14 protein-coding genes and 1 tRNA gene are annotated in these 17,045 nt (G+C 38.8%); 4 read left to right on the forward strand and 11 right to left on the reverse strand.

Annotation, left to right across the window (positions count from 1 at the left end; translation table 11 throughout):
* The first annotated feature begins 18 nt into the window (after nt 1–18).
* Nucleotides 19–92: transfer RNA gene (locus tag Q0X77_RS10790), tRNA-Arg, on the forward strand.
* A gap of 243 nt (nt 93–335) precedes the next feature.
* Here Q0X77_RS10790 and Q0X77_RS10795 read toward each other — a convergent pair.
* The 4 genes from Q0X77_RS10795 to cphA form a co-directional block, all read right to left on the reverse strand.
* On the reverse strand, nt 336–1,082 hold the full coding sequence (locus tag Q0X77_RS10795; protein ID WP_297797176.1) for a hypothetical protein: 747 nt from the start codon (nt 1,080–1,082) through the stop codon (nt 336–338).
* A gap of 9 nt (nt 1,083–1,091) precedes the next feature.
* A complete protein-coding gene (locus Q0X77_RS10800) occupies nt 1,092–1,850 on the reverse strand; it encodes an NAD(P)H-dependent oxidoreductase (protein WP_297797179.1) in 759 nt (252 codons plus the stop codon).
* Nucleotides 1,851–1,878: 28 nt separating this feature from the next.
* The gene (locus Q0X77_RS10805; protein WP_297797182.1) at nt 1,879–2,151 is read right to left on the reverse strand and encodes a hypothetical protein; all 273 of its coding nucleotides are present in this window, start codon (nt 2,149–2,151) and stop codon (nt 1,879–1,881) included.
* 168 nt (nt 2,152–2,319) lie between these two features.
* Nucleotides 2,320–4,947, reverse strand: a complete 2,628-nt coding sequence (gene cphA / locus Q0X77_RS10810; RefSeq protein ID WP_297797186.1) for a cyanophycin synthetase — start codon at nt 4,945–4,947, stop codon at nt 2,320–2,322.
* Nucleotides 4,948–5,114: 167 nt separating this feature from the next.
* Between cphA and Q0X77_RS10815 the strand changes: the two genes are divergently transcribed.
* Entirely contained in the window at nt 5,115–5,978 is an 864-nt protein-coding gene (locus Q0X77_RS10815) for a cyanophycinase (protein WP_297797190.1), read from the forward strand.
* Here the strand turns inward: Q0X77_RS10815 and Q0X77_RS10820 are convergent.
* Both Q0X77_RS10820 and Q0X77_RS10825 read right to left on the reverse strand, forming a co-directional pair.
* On the reverse strand, nt 5,975–6,907 hold the full coding sequence (locus Q0X77_RS10820) for an isoaspartyl peptidase/L-asparaginase family protein (RefSeq protein ID WP_297797193.1): 933 nt from the start codon (nt 6,905–6,907) through the stop codon (nt 5,975–5,977). The two genes, Q0X77_RS10815 and Q0X77_RS10820, sit on opposite strands and share 4 nt — an antisense overlap.
* A 15-nt stretch (nt 6,908–6,922) precedes the next feature.
* A complete protein-coding gene (locus tag Q0X77_RS10825) occupies nt 6,923–7,906 on the reverse strand; it encodes a YpdA family putative bacillithiol disulfide reductase (RefSeq protein WP_297797196.1) in 984 nt (327 codons plus the stop codon).
* 239 nt (nt 7,907–8,145) lie between these two features.
* Between Q0X77_RS10825 and Q0X77_RS10830 the strand changes: the two genes are divergently transcribed.
* Nucleotides 8,146–8,571, forward strand: coding sequence for a CBS domain-containing protein (locus tag Q0X77_RS10830; protein ID WP_297797199.1), 426 nt, complete (start codon nt 8,146–8,148; stop codon nt 8,569–8,571).
* Here the strand turns inward: Q0X77_RS10830 and rpe are convergent.
* The 5 genes from rpe to rpsO form a co-directional block, all read right to left on the reverse strand.
* The gene (gene rpe, locus Q0X77_RS10835) at nt 8,568–9,230 is read right to left on the reverse strand and encodes a ribulose-phosphate 3-epimerase (RefSeq protein WP_297797202.1); all 663 of its coding nucleotides are present in this window, start codon (nt 9,228–9,230) and stop codon (nt 8,568–8,570) included. The genes Q0X77_RS10830 and rpe overlap by 4 nt on opposite strands.
* A 76-nt stretch (nt 9,231–9,306) precedes the next feature.
* A complete protein-coding gene (locus tag Q0X77_RS10840; protein ID WP_297797205.1) occupies nt 9,307–11,949 on the reverse strand; it encodes a c-type cytochrome in 2,643 nt (880 codons plus the stop codon).
* 348 nt (nt 11,950–12,297) lie between these two features.
* The gene (locus Q0X77_RS10845) at nt 12,298–13,161 is read right to left on the reverse strand and encodes a sigma-70 family RNA polymerase sigma factor (RefSeq protein ID WP_297797208.1); all 864 of its coding nucleotides are present in this window, start codon (nt 13,159–13,161) and stop codon (nt 12,298–12,300) included.
* A gap of 171 nt (nt 13,162–13,332) precedes the next feature.
* On the reverse strand, nt 13,333–15,546 hold the full coding sequence (locus Q0X77_RS10850) for a polyribonucleotide nucleotidyltransferase (RefSeq protein WP_297797210.1): 2,214 nt from the start codon (nt 15,544–15,546) through the stop codon (nt 13,333–13,335).
* Nucleotides 15,547–15,730: 184 nt separating this feature from the next.
* Nucleotides 15,731–16,000: a 30S ribosomal protein S15 gene (gene rpsO / locus Q0X77_RS10855; protein ID WP_297797213.1), complete on the reverse strand. Its 270-nt coding sequence runs from the start codon at nt 15,998–16,000 to the stop codon at nt 15,731–15,733.
* Nucleotides 16,001–16,179: 179 nt separating this feature from the next.
* Between rpsO and Q0X77_RS10860 the strand changes: the two genes are divergently transcribed.
* Nucleotides 16,180–17,040, forward strand: a complete 861-nt coding sequence (locus tag Q0X77_RS10860) for a hypothetical protein (RefSeq protein ID WP_297797215.1) — start codon at nt 16,180–16,182, stop codon at nt 17,038–17,040.
* Nucleotides 17,041–17,045: the final 5 nt, after the last annotated feature.

Below are 17,045 nucleotides of genomic sequence, written 5' to 3' on the forward strand. Positions count from 1 at the left end.
GAGAATATATTAATAATAGGCCCCGTGGCGCAACTGAATAGCGCATCAGATTTCGGCTCTGAGGGTTGGGGGTTTGAATCCCTCCGGGGTCACGAATAAATAAAAATCCCAAACGGCAAATCAAGCTCGCTTGAATTTGTATGTTTGGGATTTTTATTTTCAAGGCGGAGCCTTGTAGGGAAGAACGCCAGTTAATCCCGTTCTATTTTCAAGGCGGAGCCTTGCAAGGAAAAACGCTCGTTGATCCTGCTTATTTTTTGGGATTCTTCAATTTCAATTTACGGTTAAAAACAGATGTCGGCAATAGTCTTATTAATTTGCTTTAAGCAAAGAAATTAATTCTGGTAGTGAGAGAATGCTTCAGAAAAAAAACTTACACCAGCATTTTTGTCCACTCCTGTTGCAGGCAGGATGGCTCCATTAAACCCATTTACTCCCCAGTTTCCATGGGATAAGGGTTTGAATTCTAAAATATTTACTTCATCATTCCCTTGATAACCACTTATATAAAAATAGTGGTCGCTACAAATAGAATCGGGAACGGCAAGACCTAATCCCACAGCCCGACCGGAATTGTCATTAAAATTAGCATAGGCACCCGTATCAAAATGATGTGGCCATATCCGTATTTCCGAAGTTAAACCATGGTCTTTTAAAAATTTTTCTAAAATTAGTTGAGCTGATATGCGGAGTTTTAATAATTCCCGGAGTCTTTGGGTATCTAAGAGGCGGAATATATAGTTATCATCTATTTCGTAGGGAAATTCATAATGAAAGGAATACTTATATGGTGACCTAAGACCTGCCTTGGTTGCCATTCTTTCGATCCATTCCAGAATTTCGGAATGACTAATGCCTTCTAAGCGCAATGGAACGGATACGTTATTCGAATTCCAGTGCAACTCAAATTTTTTATAGCTGACAGATAATGTATCCCCGTTTTTATTTAAAGGTCCGGAATAAAGACTTTCATTTTCGATTGAAAAGGTAAGATTTGTATGGCTGTCATCATCTTTTTTAGGCAAAAAACTGATTCCGGTTGCCGCAAGATACTGTGCAAGCAGATACATCTTTTCTTCCATATTGCAGGTTTACCTTTTATGTTCCGGGCTATCAAATCCTGCTTTGCAACCAGCGGCCCACTCATCCGGTTGGTTACCATGAGCAGGAATACCTCCCTTATCCTTTAACATTCTGGCTAAGTGTAAACAATTCCAGACCAGGAAAGTTGTGTTTCTATTAGTAAAGTCATTCTCAGGACCTCCGGATCCTTCATCCCTGTAAGAGGGTCCCGGGCCTGCTTCACCCATCCAGCCGGCATCGGCTTGTGGAGGTACAGTATAGCCAATATGAGAAAGCGAAAACAGTATATTCATGGCGCAATGTTTTACGCCATCTTCGTTTCCTGTAATCAAGGTTGCACCCACTTTTCCATAATCCCTGTATTGACCTTTTTCATTAAACATATGCGTATACCCATACATACGCTCTAAAACCCGGTTACACACAGAAGATTTCTCTCCCAACCAGACAGAAGTACATACGATAAGAATATCACAGGCGTCCACTTCCTTTTGAAGCATGGGCCAGTCATCTTTCTCCCATTCCGGGGTTTTAGACATATCCAACCCCAGTCCGGCAGGAATCTCATAATCCACGGGCCTGATTACTTTGGTAGCCACGCCATTGGCTTCAAAAATTCGCTGTGCTACACCAATTAATCCTTCCGTATGAGACAGAACCGGAGTTCTGTTTAGTGTACAATTGAGGAATAATACTTTTAAATCATCATACTTAGCAGGGGGATTGGAACAATGTTGTTCCGTCATTTTTGAAAGTTGTTTTGACATTATTGATTGTTTAGATTTTCGGTTAGAATTATTCTTTAAAGGATATTTTACAAGTAGGACATTCCGTGCCATGGACAGCACTTTTTAGTTTTATACCGTCTAAGTTGGTGACGACAAAATCCTGAATAAATGCGTACTTGCTTTCTTTATTATTTACTTTAATCTGAGTATCCTTATATTTTTCGCGGATAACATTGCCATATTCCTGGTCACCCCAGCAATTTGGACAAACACCCTTAGGTACAATGTCAAATTCATCTGATCTTTTCTTTTTGAAAAGTTTACTGAAAAAATTATTCATGAGTGTACTTTTTTATGAATAGAATTCTATTGCGTTCTCTATCTAAGAGTCTGCTTTTTCTTAGAATACTTACAGTTTGACTAAATATTTGATTTACTCAAATTATGAGCATGCACAAATGATTGTCTAACAACAAATAGTAGTTCGCAAAGGGGTTTAAGTACATCCTTAAATTAATTCACCCCTGGCTTCTTTGTCTTTAAAATGCTTTACCAGATCTAGTGCGTCTGGCACCACATCGCTACATAGCACAATAAGGGAACCTTTTTCAGCATGTGTCACCGCGTGTGTAATGGCTTCTTTTTCTGAAGGAATGATGGTCGTTTTTTTATTGGGATCGTGTTTTTTAATACCCGCATCCAGCATGTTAATAAGTTCATTCTCCGATTTTCCGCGAAGGTTTTTATCCTGTCTGATAATAATTTCATCAAACATTTCTGCTGCAATACTGCCCATCTCAGTGTTATCCTCTTCCCTTCTGTCGCCAATTCCTGCAATAATCCCAACTTTTACTGTTGCATCAAGATTGTCTGTAAACTTTTGGAGTGCACGCATTCCGGCGGGGTTGTGTGCATAGTCCAATAAGATATTAAAATCATTAAACTTAAACAGGTTTAAACGGCCTGGGGTACTTGAAGCTGATGGGATGAAAGTCTCTAAGGCTGCTTTAGTATCCTCAATACTTATTCCCTGTACATTGGCAGCAATAATAGCTGGAAGAATATTCTGAATCATGAAAAGTGCCTTACCACCATAAGTGAGGGGTATATTTTCGGCTTTCATCAATCGCATTTTCCACTCACCTCTGCATAAGGTAACATAGCCATTTTCATAAATGGCCGTTATTCCACCTATTCTTTGTAAGGCCTGAATCCTGGGATTATTTTCATCCATAGAGAAAAGTGCGAGATTACAATTTATGTTTCTGCGCATTTCGTAAACTAAGTCGTCATCCGCATTTAAGATAGCATAACCATCAGGCAATACAGTTTCAGGAATAACCGCCTTAACCCTGGCAAGTTTTTCTATAGTATGGATGCCTTTTAAACCTAAATGATCTGCTGAGACGTTGGTGACAATGGCAACGTCACATTTCTTAAATCCCAATCCTGCTCTTAACAAACCTCCTCTTGCACATTCCAGAACGGCAAAATTTACAGTAGGATCTTTTAGTACAAACTCTGCACTTGCCGGTCCGGTGCAATCTCCTTTCATCAACATTCTATTTTGGATATAAACGCCATCACTGGTTGTATAACCAACCCTTTGTCCATGCATTTTGGCTATATGGGCAATTAGCCTGCTCGTGGTAGTTTTACCATTTGTTCCTGTAATGGCAATAATGGGTATTCTACCCGTATCACCTTTCTGAGGGAATAGTTTATCTACTACCGGAGCAGCAACATTTCTGGGTAATCCTGTGGTGGGAGCCAGGTGCATCCTAAACCCGGGACCTGCATTTACTTCCAGAACCGCACCACCTGTATCTGAAAGTGGCTGGCTAATATCACTGGTCATTACATCAATACCACAAATATCGAGGTCAATGATCTTTGAAATCCGCTCTGCCATTGATACATTGGCCGGATGAATAATATCCGTAACATCTTCTGCAGTGCCTCCCGTACTTAAGTTGGCCGTATCCTTTAAAATTAATCGTTCCCCATCTTTTAAGACGGAGTCTACTGTATAGCCTGCATCGGCAATAATCGTCTTAGTTAAATCGTTTATGGTAATCGCTGTAAGAACTTTCTCGTGGCCATAACCCCTTCGTGGATCTTTGTTCACTTCCTCAACCAATTCCTGTATGGTAGATTTTCCATCACCAACAACATTGGCCGGGGTACGTTTTGCTGCAGCAACGAAATTATGATTAATGACTAAAAGGCGATAATCCTCACCTGTAATATATTTCTCTACAATGACTCTCCTTGATACTTCTTTTGCTACTTTGAAGGCCTCAAGCGCATCTTCATAAGAATTAATATCTACTGTAATTCCTCTACCGTGATTACCATCTATAGGTTTAATTACAAGTGGATACCCCACATAATGGCAAGCATCTTCTAAGCTGCTTTCACGACTGATTATGTCGCCACGGGGGACTTCAACTTCAGCCTGTTCCAATAAATATTTAGTATCTTCCTTATCACATGCTAATTCAACTCCTATACTACTGGTCTCACTGGTTACGGTGGCTTGTATTCTTTTCTGATTAGCACCATAGCCAAGTTGCACAAGCGAATACTTATTTAATCGAATCCACGGTATTCCGCGACTTTGCGCTTCCTGAACTATGGACCCTGTACTTGGTCCAAGTCGTTCAGATTCTCGAAGTTCGCGCATCCTCTGAATGTCATCTTCCATATCATAAGGCTCAGCCGCAATCAGGGCTTCACAAATACGAACAGCAGCTTTGGCAGCATATCTCCCTACAGATTCTTCAATATAGGAGAAAACAACATTGTATACCCCTTTCTCCCCATATCCACGGGTTCTTCCAAATCCGGTATCCATATCAGCCAATGTTTGGATTTCTAATGCAATATGCTCAATTACATGACCCATCCACGTGCCTTCATCCACCCGCATAAAAAAACCTCCTTCGCATCCTTCTGAACATCTATGCGAATACATACTGGGAAACATCTCTCGGATACGATCTGCAAAACCATCTATTTTATTGGTCGGTAATTCTTCCATTTCTTCCAAATCGAGTACCATCACGATAAGTTTGTGACGCCGAATTGACCAGAAATTCGGTCCCCTCATTGCATTTATTTCTCTTATTTTCATGACCTTAAGTTTTTATGGTTCTCAATCCTCGATTTGTCGTCTGACAAGGAGTTTCAGAGTGCTATTTTAGCTGTTAAAATGAGTTTAATAAGTTATGGGTAATTTCATAAATATATGACATTTTTTACAACATTAGCTGTATTTTTGCCTCCTAGACAATAAAAATTATGACGGAAAAGGGAACCTTGATTCCAATAGGGGGAAATGAAGATAAAGGGATAGAAACAGGCGAGCAATATCACCTCGAATTTATTCAGGAGAGTATCCTCTCCAGAGTAGTAAGCGAGAGCGGGGGCAAAGAGGCCCAAATTGTTGTTATCCCAACAGCCTCCAGTATACCAAAAGAAGTAAGTGATAGTTATCTTAAGGCCTTTGCTAAATTAGGATGCAGTAAGGTCCATATAATGGATATTCGAGATAAAAAAGAATCTGAAGATCCAAAGAATATTGAATGGATTGGAAAGGCACAATGTGTTATGTTTTCAGGAGGAAACCAATCTAAGATTACAAAAGAAATCAGGAGTACCAGTTTACATAAAGTTCTGATGGAACGGTACAAAAAAGATTCATTGGTAGTAGCCGGTACAAGTGCGGGAGCGATGTGTATGTCGAGTGAAATGATCGCAGGTGGCAGCAGCACTGAATCTTTTATTAAGGGAGCAGTAAAAATGGATATGGGAATGGGTTTCATTTCCAATTTAATCATAGACTCCCATTTTATTCGTAGAGGTCGTTTTGGCCGACTTGCGGAAGCTGTGGCTAAATACCCTGAAATGATGGGCATTGGACTTGCAGAAGATACTGGACTGGTTATCAAAAATAGTAGTACTTTCGAAGTAATAGGTTCCGGAATGGTTATCATGTTTGATCCAAGAAAACTAAAGCATAACAATGAAAAGATTTTAGAAAAAGGAACTCCAATGTCTCTGATTAATCTAAAAACTCACGTGCTCGCAAATGGGGATCGATTTAATTTAAAAAGAGGAAAGGTGAAAGTATTACCTCTTAATGCTCCCTTTCTGACCTCCTAATCCTTATAAATGGCGGTATAACCTGGAACATCAGATGATTTACAGGCCCTGTACATCCCCTCTGTGTTAAAAGGCATTGCAATATTACATTGGGCGTCGACAGCAATTATGCCACCATCTCCTCCAATTTTCAATAAGCGATTTTGGATTACTTCCTCTGCAGCATCCTGAAGCGATAGATTTTTGTATTCCATTAGACACGATATGTCATAGGCCACAACACCTTTTATAAAAAATTCACCACTTCCTGTGCATGAAACTGCACATGTTTTATTGTTAGCATAATTCCCCACTCCAATCATTGGGCTGTCTCCAACTCTCCCATATTTTTTGTTTGTCATACCGCCGGTAGAAGTTGCAGCTGCCAAATTTCCAAATCTATCACAGGCTACAGCGCCAACAGTTCCAAATTTTGAATCTTTATTTACAGAATGATCTAGCTGAAAACTATCGGTATCTTTGATCTCTTGCCACTGCCGGAAACGTAATTCGTCATAGAAATATTTTTCGTCCTCCAGTTGGTATTTCATTTTTTCAGCAAATTCCATAGCGCCCTTAGAAGCAAGGAATACGTGATCACTTTTATCCATAACATCCCTGGCAAGGCATATAGGATTTTTTATTCCATGCACTAAGGATACTGCTCCTGCATTTAGTGTTTTTCCATCCATAATGGATGCATCCATTTCGTGTTTCCCTTCAGAAGTGAAAACACTTCCTTTTCCGGCATTGAACAAAGGTGAATCTTCAAGTTCCTTAACAGATAGCTCCACTGCCTCAACAGCCGATGATCCCAACTCCAAAGATTGATACCCTTTCTTTAAGGCCCTATTTAAAGCAGCTTTGTAAGCACTTTCTTTTTCCGGGGTCATCATTCCTTTAACAAGCGTTCCGGCACCTCCATGTATGGCAAGGGCTATTTTTTTCATTAGTGGCTAAAGCTCTTATTTAGTAGTTATAGATTTGTTTTTCCTTAAAATATCATTGATAATGATCTTAGCATGGATACGAGAATTTTCAATAAACCATTTATGTGTTTCCATACCTCCGCAAATTACACCTGCGAGGTAAACTCCTTTTACATTAGTTTCCATAGTTTCTGGGTTATAATGGGGTAATTTTTTGTCATCTTTCGATAGTTCAATTCCAATGTTCTCCAGAAATTCAAAATTTGGGGTATATCCTGTTAAGGCCAGGACAAAATCATTTTCCAGAATAACTTTTCCTTCCGCGGTTTCCAATACAATTTCCTTTTCTCTAATCTCTTTTACAGTTGAGTTATAGTATGCTTTTATACTCCCTTCTTCAATTCTGTTCATAATATCTGGTCTTACCCAGTATTTGACTCTCTTGCCTACTTCAGGTCCTCTGATAATCAGGGTTACTTCCGCACCTTTTCGCCAGCACTCAAGTGCAGCGTCGATGGCGGAATTACTTGCACCAACAACAGCCAGCTTTTGACCGGCATAGAAATGAGGGTCTTTATAATAATGAGATACTTTTGGAAGATCTTCTCCCGGAACTTCAAGGAGGTTTGGAAGGTCATAAAATCCTGTAGCTATAGTAACATTATTGGCATAATAGGTATTTTTACTGCTAACCACTTCAAAATCATTTATTCTTTTGACTATAGTCTCCACTTTTTCGAAAAGGCGAATATTTAGCTTGTTGGACGTAACAATCCTCCTGTAATATTCTAAAGACTCATTGCGCTTGGGCTTTGCCTCATTACTTATAAAGGGAATATCATCTATTTCCAGTCGTTCAGATGAGGAGAAAAACTGCATATTCACCGGATAGTTAAATAAGGAATTAACTATTGGGCCCTTTTCTAAAATCAGGTAGCTCAATCCCCTTTTTTGAGCTTCTAGTCCGCAGGCTATGCCAATTGGTCCGCCACCAACAATCAAAAGATCCAATTTATCCATGTGTATTTTAATAATTGAAGTAAAATATTATGCCTATTCTGGTAGGGGCAAAGCTATGTAATTTATTCCTAAAGTAATAAATGAAGCTTAATCAAACTTGTGGTATCAATTGAATTAAGTAGCGGATAGTGGACATAGAATAAGCAATTGAAATTTAATCTTGTAGTAACATGACTTTTATCATTCTTTTTGTTTTTGATAAAACTGATCTTTATTTAATAATATTTAAATCGATAGTCATGAATGTGCAGATTGAACTACCCGTTTCCAGTATAATGACCACTAACCTTATAACCCTTGATGTAAAGGAAGGCCTCGAAAGAGCTGAACATTTATTGAAAAAATATAAAATAAGACACATCCCGGTAATTGATAAAGGCAAGATAGTTGGTATGATAAGTTTGAATGACATACTTCGTATCAGTTTTGCAGATGGTGCTTACAGGGAAGAGGATAATATAGCTTCCTCTATTTATGAAATGTTCACTATCCGGCAAATGATGATAAGTAACTTAGAAACAGTTAGACCGGATACAACAATTAAAGAAGTTGCAGAACTACTTATAAAAAGGGAGTATCATTCATTACCCGTTGTTGAAGATGGTATTCTAAAAGGGATGGTCACTACCACAGATTTAATTCAGTACCTTCTTAAGCAGTGTTAAGTATTTGCAAGTTTAGAAATATTTGAAATTGTAGCAGTAGGATCCTGAGCGTTGAATACAAAACTTCCTGCAACCAATACATCTGCACCCGCCTCAACAAGAGCTTTGGTATTATCTGCATTTACGCCCCCATCAATTTCTATAAGGGTGCTGGCTTTCTTATCCACAATCAAAGCTTTTAAAGCACGCACTTTTGAAAATGTATTTTTAATAAACTTCTGACCTCCATAACCTGGATTTACACTCATAATACAAACCAAATCTATATCCGATATGCTGTCTTCCAGCAGGCTGATACTGGTGTGCGGATTAAGAGCAACACCTGCCATCATACCTTCTGCTTTAATAGCTTGAATTGTCCTGTTTAAATGCGTGCAGGCCTCATAATGTACAGTAAGGACATTTGCTCCCAGGGAAGCAAAAGTTTTTATGTACCTATCCGGATCAATAATCATGAGGTGAACATCGAGCGGTTTGCTTGCGTGGGCAGCAATACTTTTAATCACAGGCATTCCAAATGAGATATTGGGCACAAATACACCGTCCATGACATCAATATGGTGCCAGTCTGCCTGACTTGAATTAACTAGCTCAACGTCTCTTTGTAAGTTTCCAAAATCGGCCGCAAGCAGAGAGGGTGCTATTTTTATATTGTTCATTATATGATCCCGGATTATAGTTTATTGCAAAAATAAGTATTCATTATGGTTTTGTCAGGCGCTGCTGCCCATTACTTTACGGTTTATTATAAAGTTCATGAGTTCCATCGGCCCCGCTCAGCAGATAGGTAAAAAGATCTGCTATTTCTTTCTCGTTTAGTCTGTTTAATAATCCGGATGGCATTGGCGAAACAGGAGAAAGTTCTTTTTTTATTACCGCGGATTTCGCTAGTTGCACGGTATATGAAGTATTAAGTGGATTCGGCATGATTTGTATGGAGTCTGAAGTTTCCGAAAGAATTCTTCCCGCTATTTTTTTATCATTTTCCAGATGGAAAAGTGTGAATGCATATTGATCCGAAATGTCATCATTTGGGCTGTAAATGGAGTATAGCAAATCGTATTTGCCAAATTTTGTACCTATCTGGGTCAAGTCTGGCCCGGTAGCCCCTCCTTCACCCCTCATTCGGTGACAGAGGATACACAATGCTGCTTCATATGCACGTTTACCATCCGATATTGAGCCTTGATAATCATTCATTTTATCACCCCACAAAAACTGGTTTATCGTACTTCCGGAATAATTTGCACCTGGTCCAATAGGTTGAGGTAGATCTTCCACTACTGTATTTGGTGAGTAAATACCTGAAAGTTCTTCAAAATAGGCTTTTTCCTCATCGGGTACATGAGTCATGGCCTGTAGCCTTACATTTTCCATATAAGCTTTAAAACTCATACCACCTTTAGCGCTTAAGACATCATAGAACCAAAGAAAATATTTTTCTCGTAATTCTTTATTCCAACCTTCTGTGGCATAGCTCAACAGCATCCCATAGTAGATGGCTTCGCTAGGGGGCATTTTAGCGATTACCTCCCTAATTAATGGCCCATACTGTTCACTTCTTAATGTAGTTTCCTCCGAAAGCATGGGGCCTGAGGTATTGGTCCTTTCTTTCGTATGTTTTTCCAACAAATCACAAAGAATTTTAACGGTTCCATCTGCATTTAAAAACAGCATGATTGGAGCTAACTCCCTGTTTATTACATTGCTTGAATTGGGGAAATAAGGTTTTAACTTTTGAACAATCGATTCTCGCATTGGCCATTCTGGTTCTCCCATACGAATAAACAGCAGAGTATAGGTTCTTAAAAGATCTATTTGCTGTGATTCATCAAGATCTTCCCAGATAATTTTATTTAATTTATCCAAAATGTCTGTTTGTGCCCTTTTATCACCTTGCCTTGCCATTGCGATACCCGCCCCAATAATTTTTGTTGGAGCTATTTCGGAATAATACATTTGCTCCCATTCCTTCGCAGGAATATTTTCAAGGGCAATACGAGACGTATAGCGAATAAACCTGTCCTGATGATCAAGATTCTTCCAGGCCTTCGATAGCGCTCCTTCTGAAGTAACAACCGAATAGCTTTCTAGTTCATGTCTGAGTTTCCTTAATTCTTTTCCACTTTCATTAGGCATATTCTCTGATTCAGTAACTTCACCATTATAGCTCAGCCTAAAGATTTGCGAATCCAGGCCTCTGCCACCTGTTGCAAAATATAAATTACCATCAGAACCGGCTATCATATCAGTCAGTGGTAACGGAGTTCCTGATAAAAATTCTTCTCTTTTTGCGGTATAACTGCTTCCCTTTGGTATTAGGTCTACGTAGTAGATAGTCCCAAAACTCCAATCCATGATAAAAAGCCCGTCGTGAAATTTTGTTGGAAACTTTAACTTTGCCCCGGATAATATTGCAGTGGGTGAACCTTGCTCCAGATTATGGACGGCAGGCAGATTATCCGGATAATACTCGGGCCATTTGCCTGATCCTGTTCTCCAGCCATATTCGCTTCCCGGTGTAACATGGCATATTCGTGTAGGCCTGTACCAGGGCATTCCAATATCCCATTCCATATCCGCATCATAAGTAAACAATTCACCGTCACCATTAAAAGCCAGATCAAACGGATTTCTATAGCCAGCAGAAATAAGTTCCCAATTTTCCCCTGTTGCGTCAAATTTGGCTACCCATCCGCCCGGTGCTTTTATATCATTGGCATGTCCACGTGCATCTAAATAAGGAGGGAACAAATTATCTTCTCCCCAGTTTGTGGGTAGCCGGCTATTTTTTTTCAATCGCTCAGGAATAAGGACATGATTTCCCGCAATAAAATAAATAGTTTCTCCATCGGGACTCAAAACAAAACTGTGAGGCCCGTGTTCACCAGACCCTTCCAATCTTAAAAGCATGTTTACATCATTTAGGCGTCCATCACCATTGGAATCTGTAATTCTATAGATTCCACTTCCTGTTGTGGTTTCATCTTCTTCATCCCATTCTTTATTTACAGCCACATAAAGACTATTAAAGGCCCATAACAGGCCGTGGGCTTCTCCAATATTTAGATCAAGGCTGTCTATTTCTGCCCTCTTTACCATACCTCCTTTTACAGGCATTTTGAAGTAATAAATCTTGCCACGTTGGTCGCACCCATAAATTGTTTTGTCTGGACCTTCTGCAAGGGCAACCCACGAACCTTGATTGTTAGCACTGGGATGGTATATTTTTTCAAGTTCAAAGTTTTCGGGTAAATTGAATTTTATTTCAGAAATGATACCTGTTTCATCGGGAGATTTATTCTGATTACATGAAACCATTAAGAAAATAAGTCCAACGCAGATAATCCTGGTGTTCAATGAGGAAAGGGTTTTCATATAATAAAAATTAATTGATTATTGATTTTAGGAGGTTGTATACTATAAATATACTGAATTGATTTGGCTAAATTATTCAATAGTGAAAAGTAACCAATTGTTGCTTTGGAAAATAGGACGAATTAGGAATCCTGATGAGATATTCATCTATGAGAAATTTGAAATAATAATGGGGTTATTTTTTCTGAAGAATTGTTCAAAAATGAAAAACTCCGGTAATCAGCCGGAGTTTATTCATCAATCAAAAAACGAACAGTCATGATAAACTGTTGTTGCTGTCACAAATTACAATTTTTATCCTATAATTCCAATTTACGGAACAATTGGCTTGTAATTGGTCCCGGTTATTTATCCGAGATATGTCTTTAAAATTTTACTTCTTGAAGTATGTTTTAATCTTCTTATAGCCTTTTCTTTTATCTGGCGTACCCTTTCTCTTGTTAGGTCAAAAGTCTCTCCAATTTCTTCAAGGGTCATGGAGTGTTGTCCTGCCAAACCAAAATACAATCGAATAACATCAGCTTCCCTGGGAGTAAGGGTTTCTAAAGCCCTCTCAATTTCTGTGCGCAAGGATTCATGTAATAATTCCTTATCCGGATTTGGTGATTCTCCACTTCTAAGTACATCATAAAGGTTAGAATCTTCCCCATCAATTAAAGGAGCATCCATAGATACATGACGCCCTGAATTCTTCAGGGATTGCTTAACATCTTCAACGGTCATATCCAGTTCCTTGGCGATTTCCTCAGCTGAAGGCACTCTCTCATGAGCTTGCTCTAGAAATGCAAAAGTCTTATTAATCTTATTTATAGAACCAATTTTATTGAGGGGTAACCTCACAATACGGGACTGTTCTGCTAAAGCTTGCAAAATGGACTGACGAATCCACCATACAGCATAGGAGATAAATTTAAAACCCCTGGTTTCGTCAAAACGCTGAGCGGCTTTTATAAGACCAAGATTACCTTCATTAATTAAATCGGGAAGTGTAAGACCCTGGTTTTGATATTGCTTCGCCACGGATACTACGAATCGAAGATTAGCTTTCGTAAGTTTTTCCAAAGCTAATTGATCTCCCGCTTTTATGCGCTGGGCTAATTCTACTTCCTCATCGGCAGTAATTAGATCTACTTTACCAATTTCCTGTAAATATTTATCTAAGGAAGCTGTTTCCCTGTTAGTAACCTGTTTTGTAATCTTTAGCTGTCTCATCCAAGTTTTGCTTTATATGTTAAGTTCAAAGTACATGGGCTGCATATACTTATACGTAAAAAACACATAAATGTTACAATAAGGATATAGAAATTTAACTTTTTGGTAATATTCCATTAAAAAACCCCTTAAAATAAGGGGTTTTGAAATATCATAGAACTAAAAATAAAATTAGTCTCTCCTCGGTTTACGATCTCTATTTCTATCGTTTCTTCCTCTGCCGCGATCGCGATTTTCCCTTGGAGGTCTTTCTTTATATCCTTCAGGTTTTTGCAATAAAGCTTTACGAGATACTTTTTCCTTTCTCGTTCTGGGATCCGTGCCAAAATATTTTACATCAAATACGTCGCCCATGTTCACAACATCGGTAACTTTTTCGGTTCGTTCCCAGGCTATTTCAGAGACATGAAGTAAGACTTCATTTCCAGGCGCTTCAACATATTCCACAACAGCACCAAAATCTAAAATCTTTATTACTTTGACTTCATAAACACTACCAACTTCCGGTTTAAACGTAATGGAGTCTATTTTAGCCAATACAGCGTCAATACCTGATTGATCTGTTCCAAGGATCTCTACCAGGCCTTCTTCAGTCACCGGATCTTCATTTATCACAATAGTGGTGCCTGTTGTTTTCTGTAATTCCTGTATCACTTTTCCACCCGGACCTATAAGTGCGCCAATAAAATCTCCCGGTATTGTCGTTGTAACCATTTTTGGTGCATGGGCTTTTACACTTTCATTAGGACTGGCAATTGTATCGGTTAATTTTCCAAGAATGTGGAGTCTCCCATCTTTTGCCTGCATTAATGCTTTTACCAGTATTTCATATGATAGCCCTTTAACTTTAATGTCCATCTGACAGGCTGTTATCCCATCTGAAGTTCCTGTAACTTTAAAGTCCATGTCTCCCAGGTGATCTTCATCACCAAGAATATCAGATAAAACGGCATAATTACCAGTCTCAGCATCCGATATTAATCCCATAGCAATTCCGGAAACCGGTTTTTTCAATAATACACCAGCGTCCATTAATGCCATTGTACCAGAACATACAGTTGCCATAGATGAGGAACCATTACTTTCCAATACTTCGGAAACAACCCGTACAGTATATGGGCAGTCTTCCGGGATCATCCCTTTTATTGCTCTTTGCGCTAAATTTCCATGACCTATTTCTCTTCGTGAAGTTCCTCTTATAGGTCTTGCCTCACCGGTAGAGAACGGAGGAAAATTATAATGTAAATAGAATGTTTCTTCGCCTTCATAAGACGGCATATCTATTTGATTCGCTTCCCTTGAAGTTCCAAGGGTAACTGTCGCCAATGCCTGTGTTTCTCCTCTTGTAAATATAGCTGAACCATGGGTTGAAGGTAAATAATCTACTTCGCACCAAATTGGTCGTATTTCATCGGTCTTTCTTCCATCAAGCCTTAGGCCTTCATTGAGTGTTAGGTCCCTAACCGCAGCCTTTTCAGCTTTATAGTAATATTTGCTGATCAGGTCACCAATTTCTTCAAGTTCCTCTTCAGAGTATGCAGCTTTAATCTCTTCTTTTATCTCTGAAAATGCCGCACTGCGTTCATGTTTGGAGGAACCTGCCTTAGCTACTTCATATACTTTATCATAAGCCAGGTCGTGAATTTTTTTCATCAATGCTTCGTCTTCGGCTTCCGAATCGTACTCACGTACTTCTTTTTTACCGAATGCTTTGGCTAATTTGATCTGGGCTGCACATTGAACTTTAACGGCATCGTGAGCAAACTTAATCGCTTCAACCATTTCTTCTTCAGAAATTTCATCCATTTCACCTTCCACCATCATTACGGAATCTTCAGATGCCCCAATAACCATATCAATATCAGATTCAAGTAGTTGCGCCCGAGTAGGATTAATGACAAATTCACCATTTACCCTGCCTACACGAACTTCCGAAATTGCACATTCAAATGGAAAGTCGGACAGTTGAATGGCTGCAGATGCAGCAAGACCTGCCATTGCATCTGGCATAACATTATCGTCATGAGACATTAACTGTATCATTACCTGTGTTTCAGCATGGTAGTCCTTTGGGAATAATGGCCTTAAAACGCGATCTACTAATCGCATAGTCAGGACCTCACCATCACTTGGCCTGGCCTCCCTTTTAAAAAATCCTCCGGGATAACGTCCTGAAGCTGCAAATTTCTCCCTGTAATCTACTGTTAAGGGAAGAAAATCCACATCACTTTGTTTGTAGTTGGAAACTACTGTACATAGTAACATACAGTTTCCAGATTGCACAACGACCGAACCATGGGCCTGTTTTGCAAGTTTTCCGGTTTCGATAGAAATCTCTCTACCATCACCAAGGTCAATAACCTCTTTAAATGTTTTTGGAATCATAAATTTTAATTAGAACCTGAATTTTTATCAGGCTGTTAAACAATGGTCGACCATCTTACATAGATGGTCTGAGTTGTGTTGTTGTGTTGTTGACCAATGAAAAACTATGTGTAAGCTTTTTGTGTTCTCCCCGGAATCGAGGATTTTGTTTAAAAAAAAGGGGAAGCAATGCCTCCCCAATATATTATTTTCTAATATTCAGTTCTTTAATAAGGATTCTATATTTTTCTATATCCTTTTTCTTCAAGTAATCGAGCAAACTTCTTCTTTTACCAACAAGTCTTACCAGGGATCTCTCTGTATTATAATCCTTTTGGTTATTTTTTAAATGACCTGTCAAATGATTGATTCGGTGTGTGAACAACGCAATCTGGCCTTCAGTGGACCCGGTATTACCTGCTGAACCACCGTGTTTTTTGAAGATTTCTTCTTTAACTTCTTTTGTTAAATACATTCCAATATTATTTTAAATGATTTTTATGTATCTGATTGATTTTCAATCGAGCGCAAAGATAGTAATAAATTTAAAGTAATAAATTTAAATAATGCGGCGGTCATTTATTTTTTTTGATAGGCAATTAAACCTTTCTGAAGTAAAAGGGTCAAAGGAGGGTAATATTAAAAAATAATAGTATGAAAAATTATTTAAAGAATTTGAATTTAACAGGAGCCTTGCTTTTGGGAATTGTATTAATAGTTTCCTGCAACAAAGAAGATTCTCCTGAATTTAATGAGACAGAAACTTTCGATGTAGCAGAACTTAGGGCCAGCGATGAATCGGAATTAATTTCTGAAGAAATCATTGGTATTGGAGAAGATGTTTATTCAACGGATGAAATCCAGACTACCTCAAAAGGTTTTTACGCCTCTGATTATTTGCCGGATTGTGTTACAATAACCACTGTGGTGACTAGTACCAGTAAGGAAAAGACTATTGATTTTGGCGAAGGATGTGAATTACCCAACGGGAATGTTTTAAGTGGAATTATTATGTTGAGCTATCTCAAGGACATGGAAATGGCTACAAAAATGCTTAGTCTTTCGCTTGAAAACTTTACGTTTAATGGAGTGTCAGTAGAGGGAAGCGCTGAAGTAGAGCGTGTGCGTTCTAATGAAAATGGAAATCCTCAGTCAGATGCGGTAGCAAATTTTTCAGGGGAATGGCCCGATGGGAGTACCGCCAGTTTTTCCGGGAATAGAACCAGGGAATGGATTGAAGGCTATGGAAGTGGCTTCTGGGGTGATAATGTTTATCTCATCTCAGGAATGGGTACCTATACCGGGAAGTTTGATAATGTTTTTGTAAAAGAAACAATAAGTCCGCTTAGAAGAGAATTATCTTGTAGATTCCTGGTAAGTGGAATACTCGAAATTTCACGCAATGATACGACGGTGAGCCTTGATTTTGGAGATGGCAGTTGTGATGCTACAGGTATTCTGACCTATCCAAATGGAGATACAGAAGAAATATTTTTGAGAAGGTTTAAGAATTGATGAAC

It is taken from the genome of uncultured Eudoraea sp. (assembly GCF_947258925.1).
In the GTDB taxonomy this organism is placed as follows: domain Bacteria; phylum Bacteroidota; class Bacteroidia; order Flavobacteriales; family Flavobacteriaceae; genus Eudoraea.

Bases quoted from the DNA above. Each gene is read 5' to 3' on its own strand.
- rpe (WP_297797202.1), bottom strand. From the start codon at position 9,230: ATGAACAATATAAAAATAGCACCCTCTCTGCTTGCGGCCGATTTTGGA.
- Q0X77_RS10820 (WP_297797193.1), bottom strand. From the start codon at position 6,907: ATGAAAAAAATAGCCCTTGCCATACATGGAGGTGCCGGAACGCTTGTT.
- Q0X77_RS10815 (WP_297797190.1), top strand. From the start codon at position 5,115: ATGACGGAAAAGGGAACCTTGATTCCAATAGGGGGAAATGAAGATAAA.
- Q0X77_RS10800 (WP_297797179.1), bottom strand. From the start codon at position 1,850: ATGTCAAAACAACTTTCAAAAATGACGGAACAACATTGTTCCAATCCC.
- Q0X77_RS10805 (WP_297797182.1), bottom strand. From the start codon at position 2,151: ATGAATAATTTTTTCAGTAAACTTTTCAAAAAGAAAAGATCAGATGAA.
- Q0X77_RS10850 (WP_297797210.1), bottom strand. From the start codon at position 15,546: ATGATTCCAAAAACATTTAAAGAGGTTATTGACCTTGGTGATGGTAGA.
- rpsO (WP_297797213.1), bottom strand. From the start codon at position 16,000: ATGTATTTAACAAAAGAAGTTAAAGAAGAAATCTTCAAAAAACACGGT.
- cphA (WP_297797186.1), bottom strand. From the start codon at position 4,947: ATGAAAATAAGAGAAATAAATGCAATGAGGGGACCGAATTTCTGGTCA.
- Q0X77_RS10825 (WP_297797196.1), bottom strand. From the start codon at position 7,906: ATGGATAAATTGGATCTTTTGATTGTTGGTGGCGGACCAATTGGCATA.
- Q0X77_RS10795 (WP_297797176.1), bottom strand. From the start codon at position 1,082: ATGGAAGAAAAGATGTATCTGCTTGCACAGTATCTTGCGGCAACCGGA.
- Q0X77_RS10840 (WP_297797205.1), bottom strand. From the start codon at position 11,949: ATGAAAACCCTTTCCTCATTGAACACCAGGATTATCTGCGTTGGACTT.
- Q0X77_RS10860 (WP_297797215.1), top strand. From the start codon at position 16,180: ATGAAAAATTATTTAAAGAATTTGAATTTAACAGGAGCCTTGCTTTTG.
- Q0X77_RS10845 (WP_297797208.1), bottom strand. From the start codon at position 13,161: ATGAGACAGCTAAAGATTACAAAACAGGTTACTAACAGGGAAACAGCT.
- Q0X77_RS10830 (WP_297797199.1), top strand. From the start codon at position 8,146: ATGAATGTGCAGATTGAACTACCCGTTTCCAGTATAATGACCACTAAC.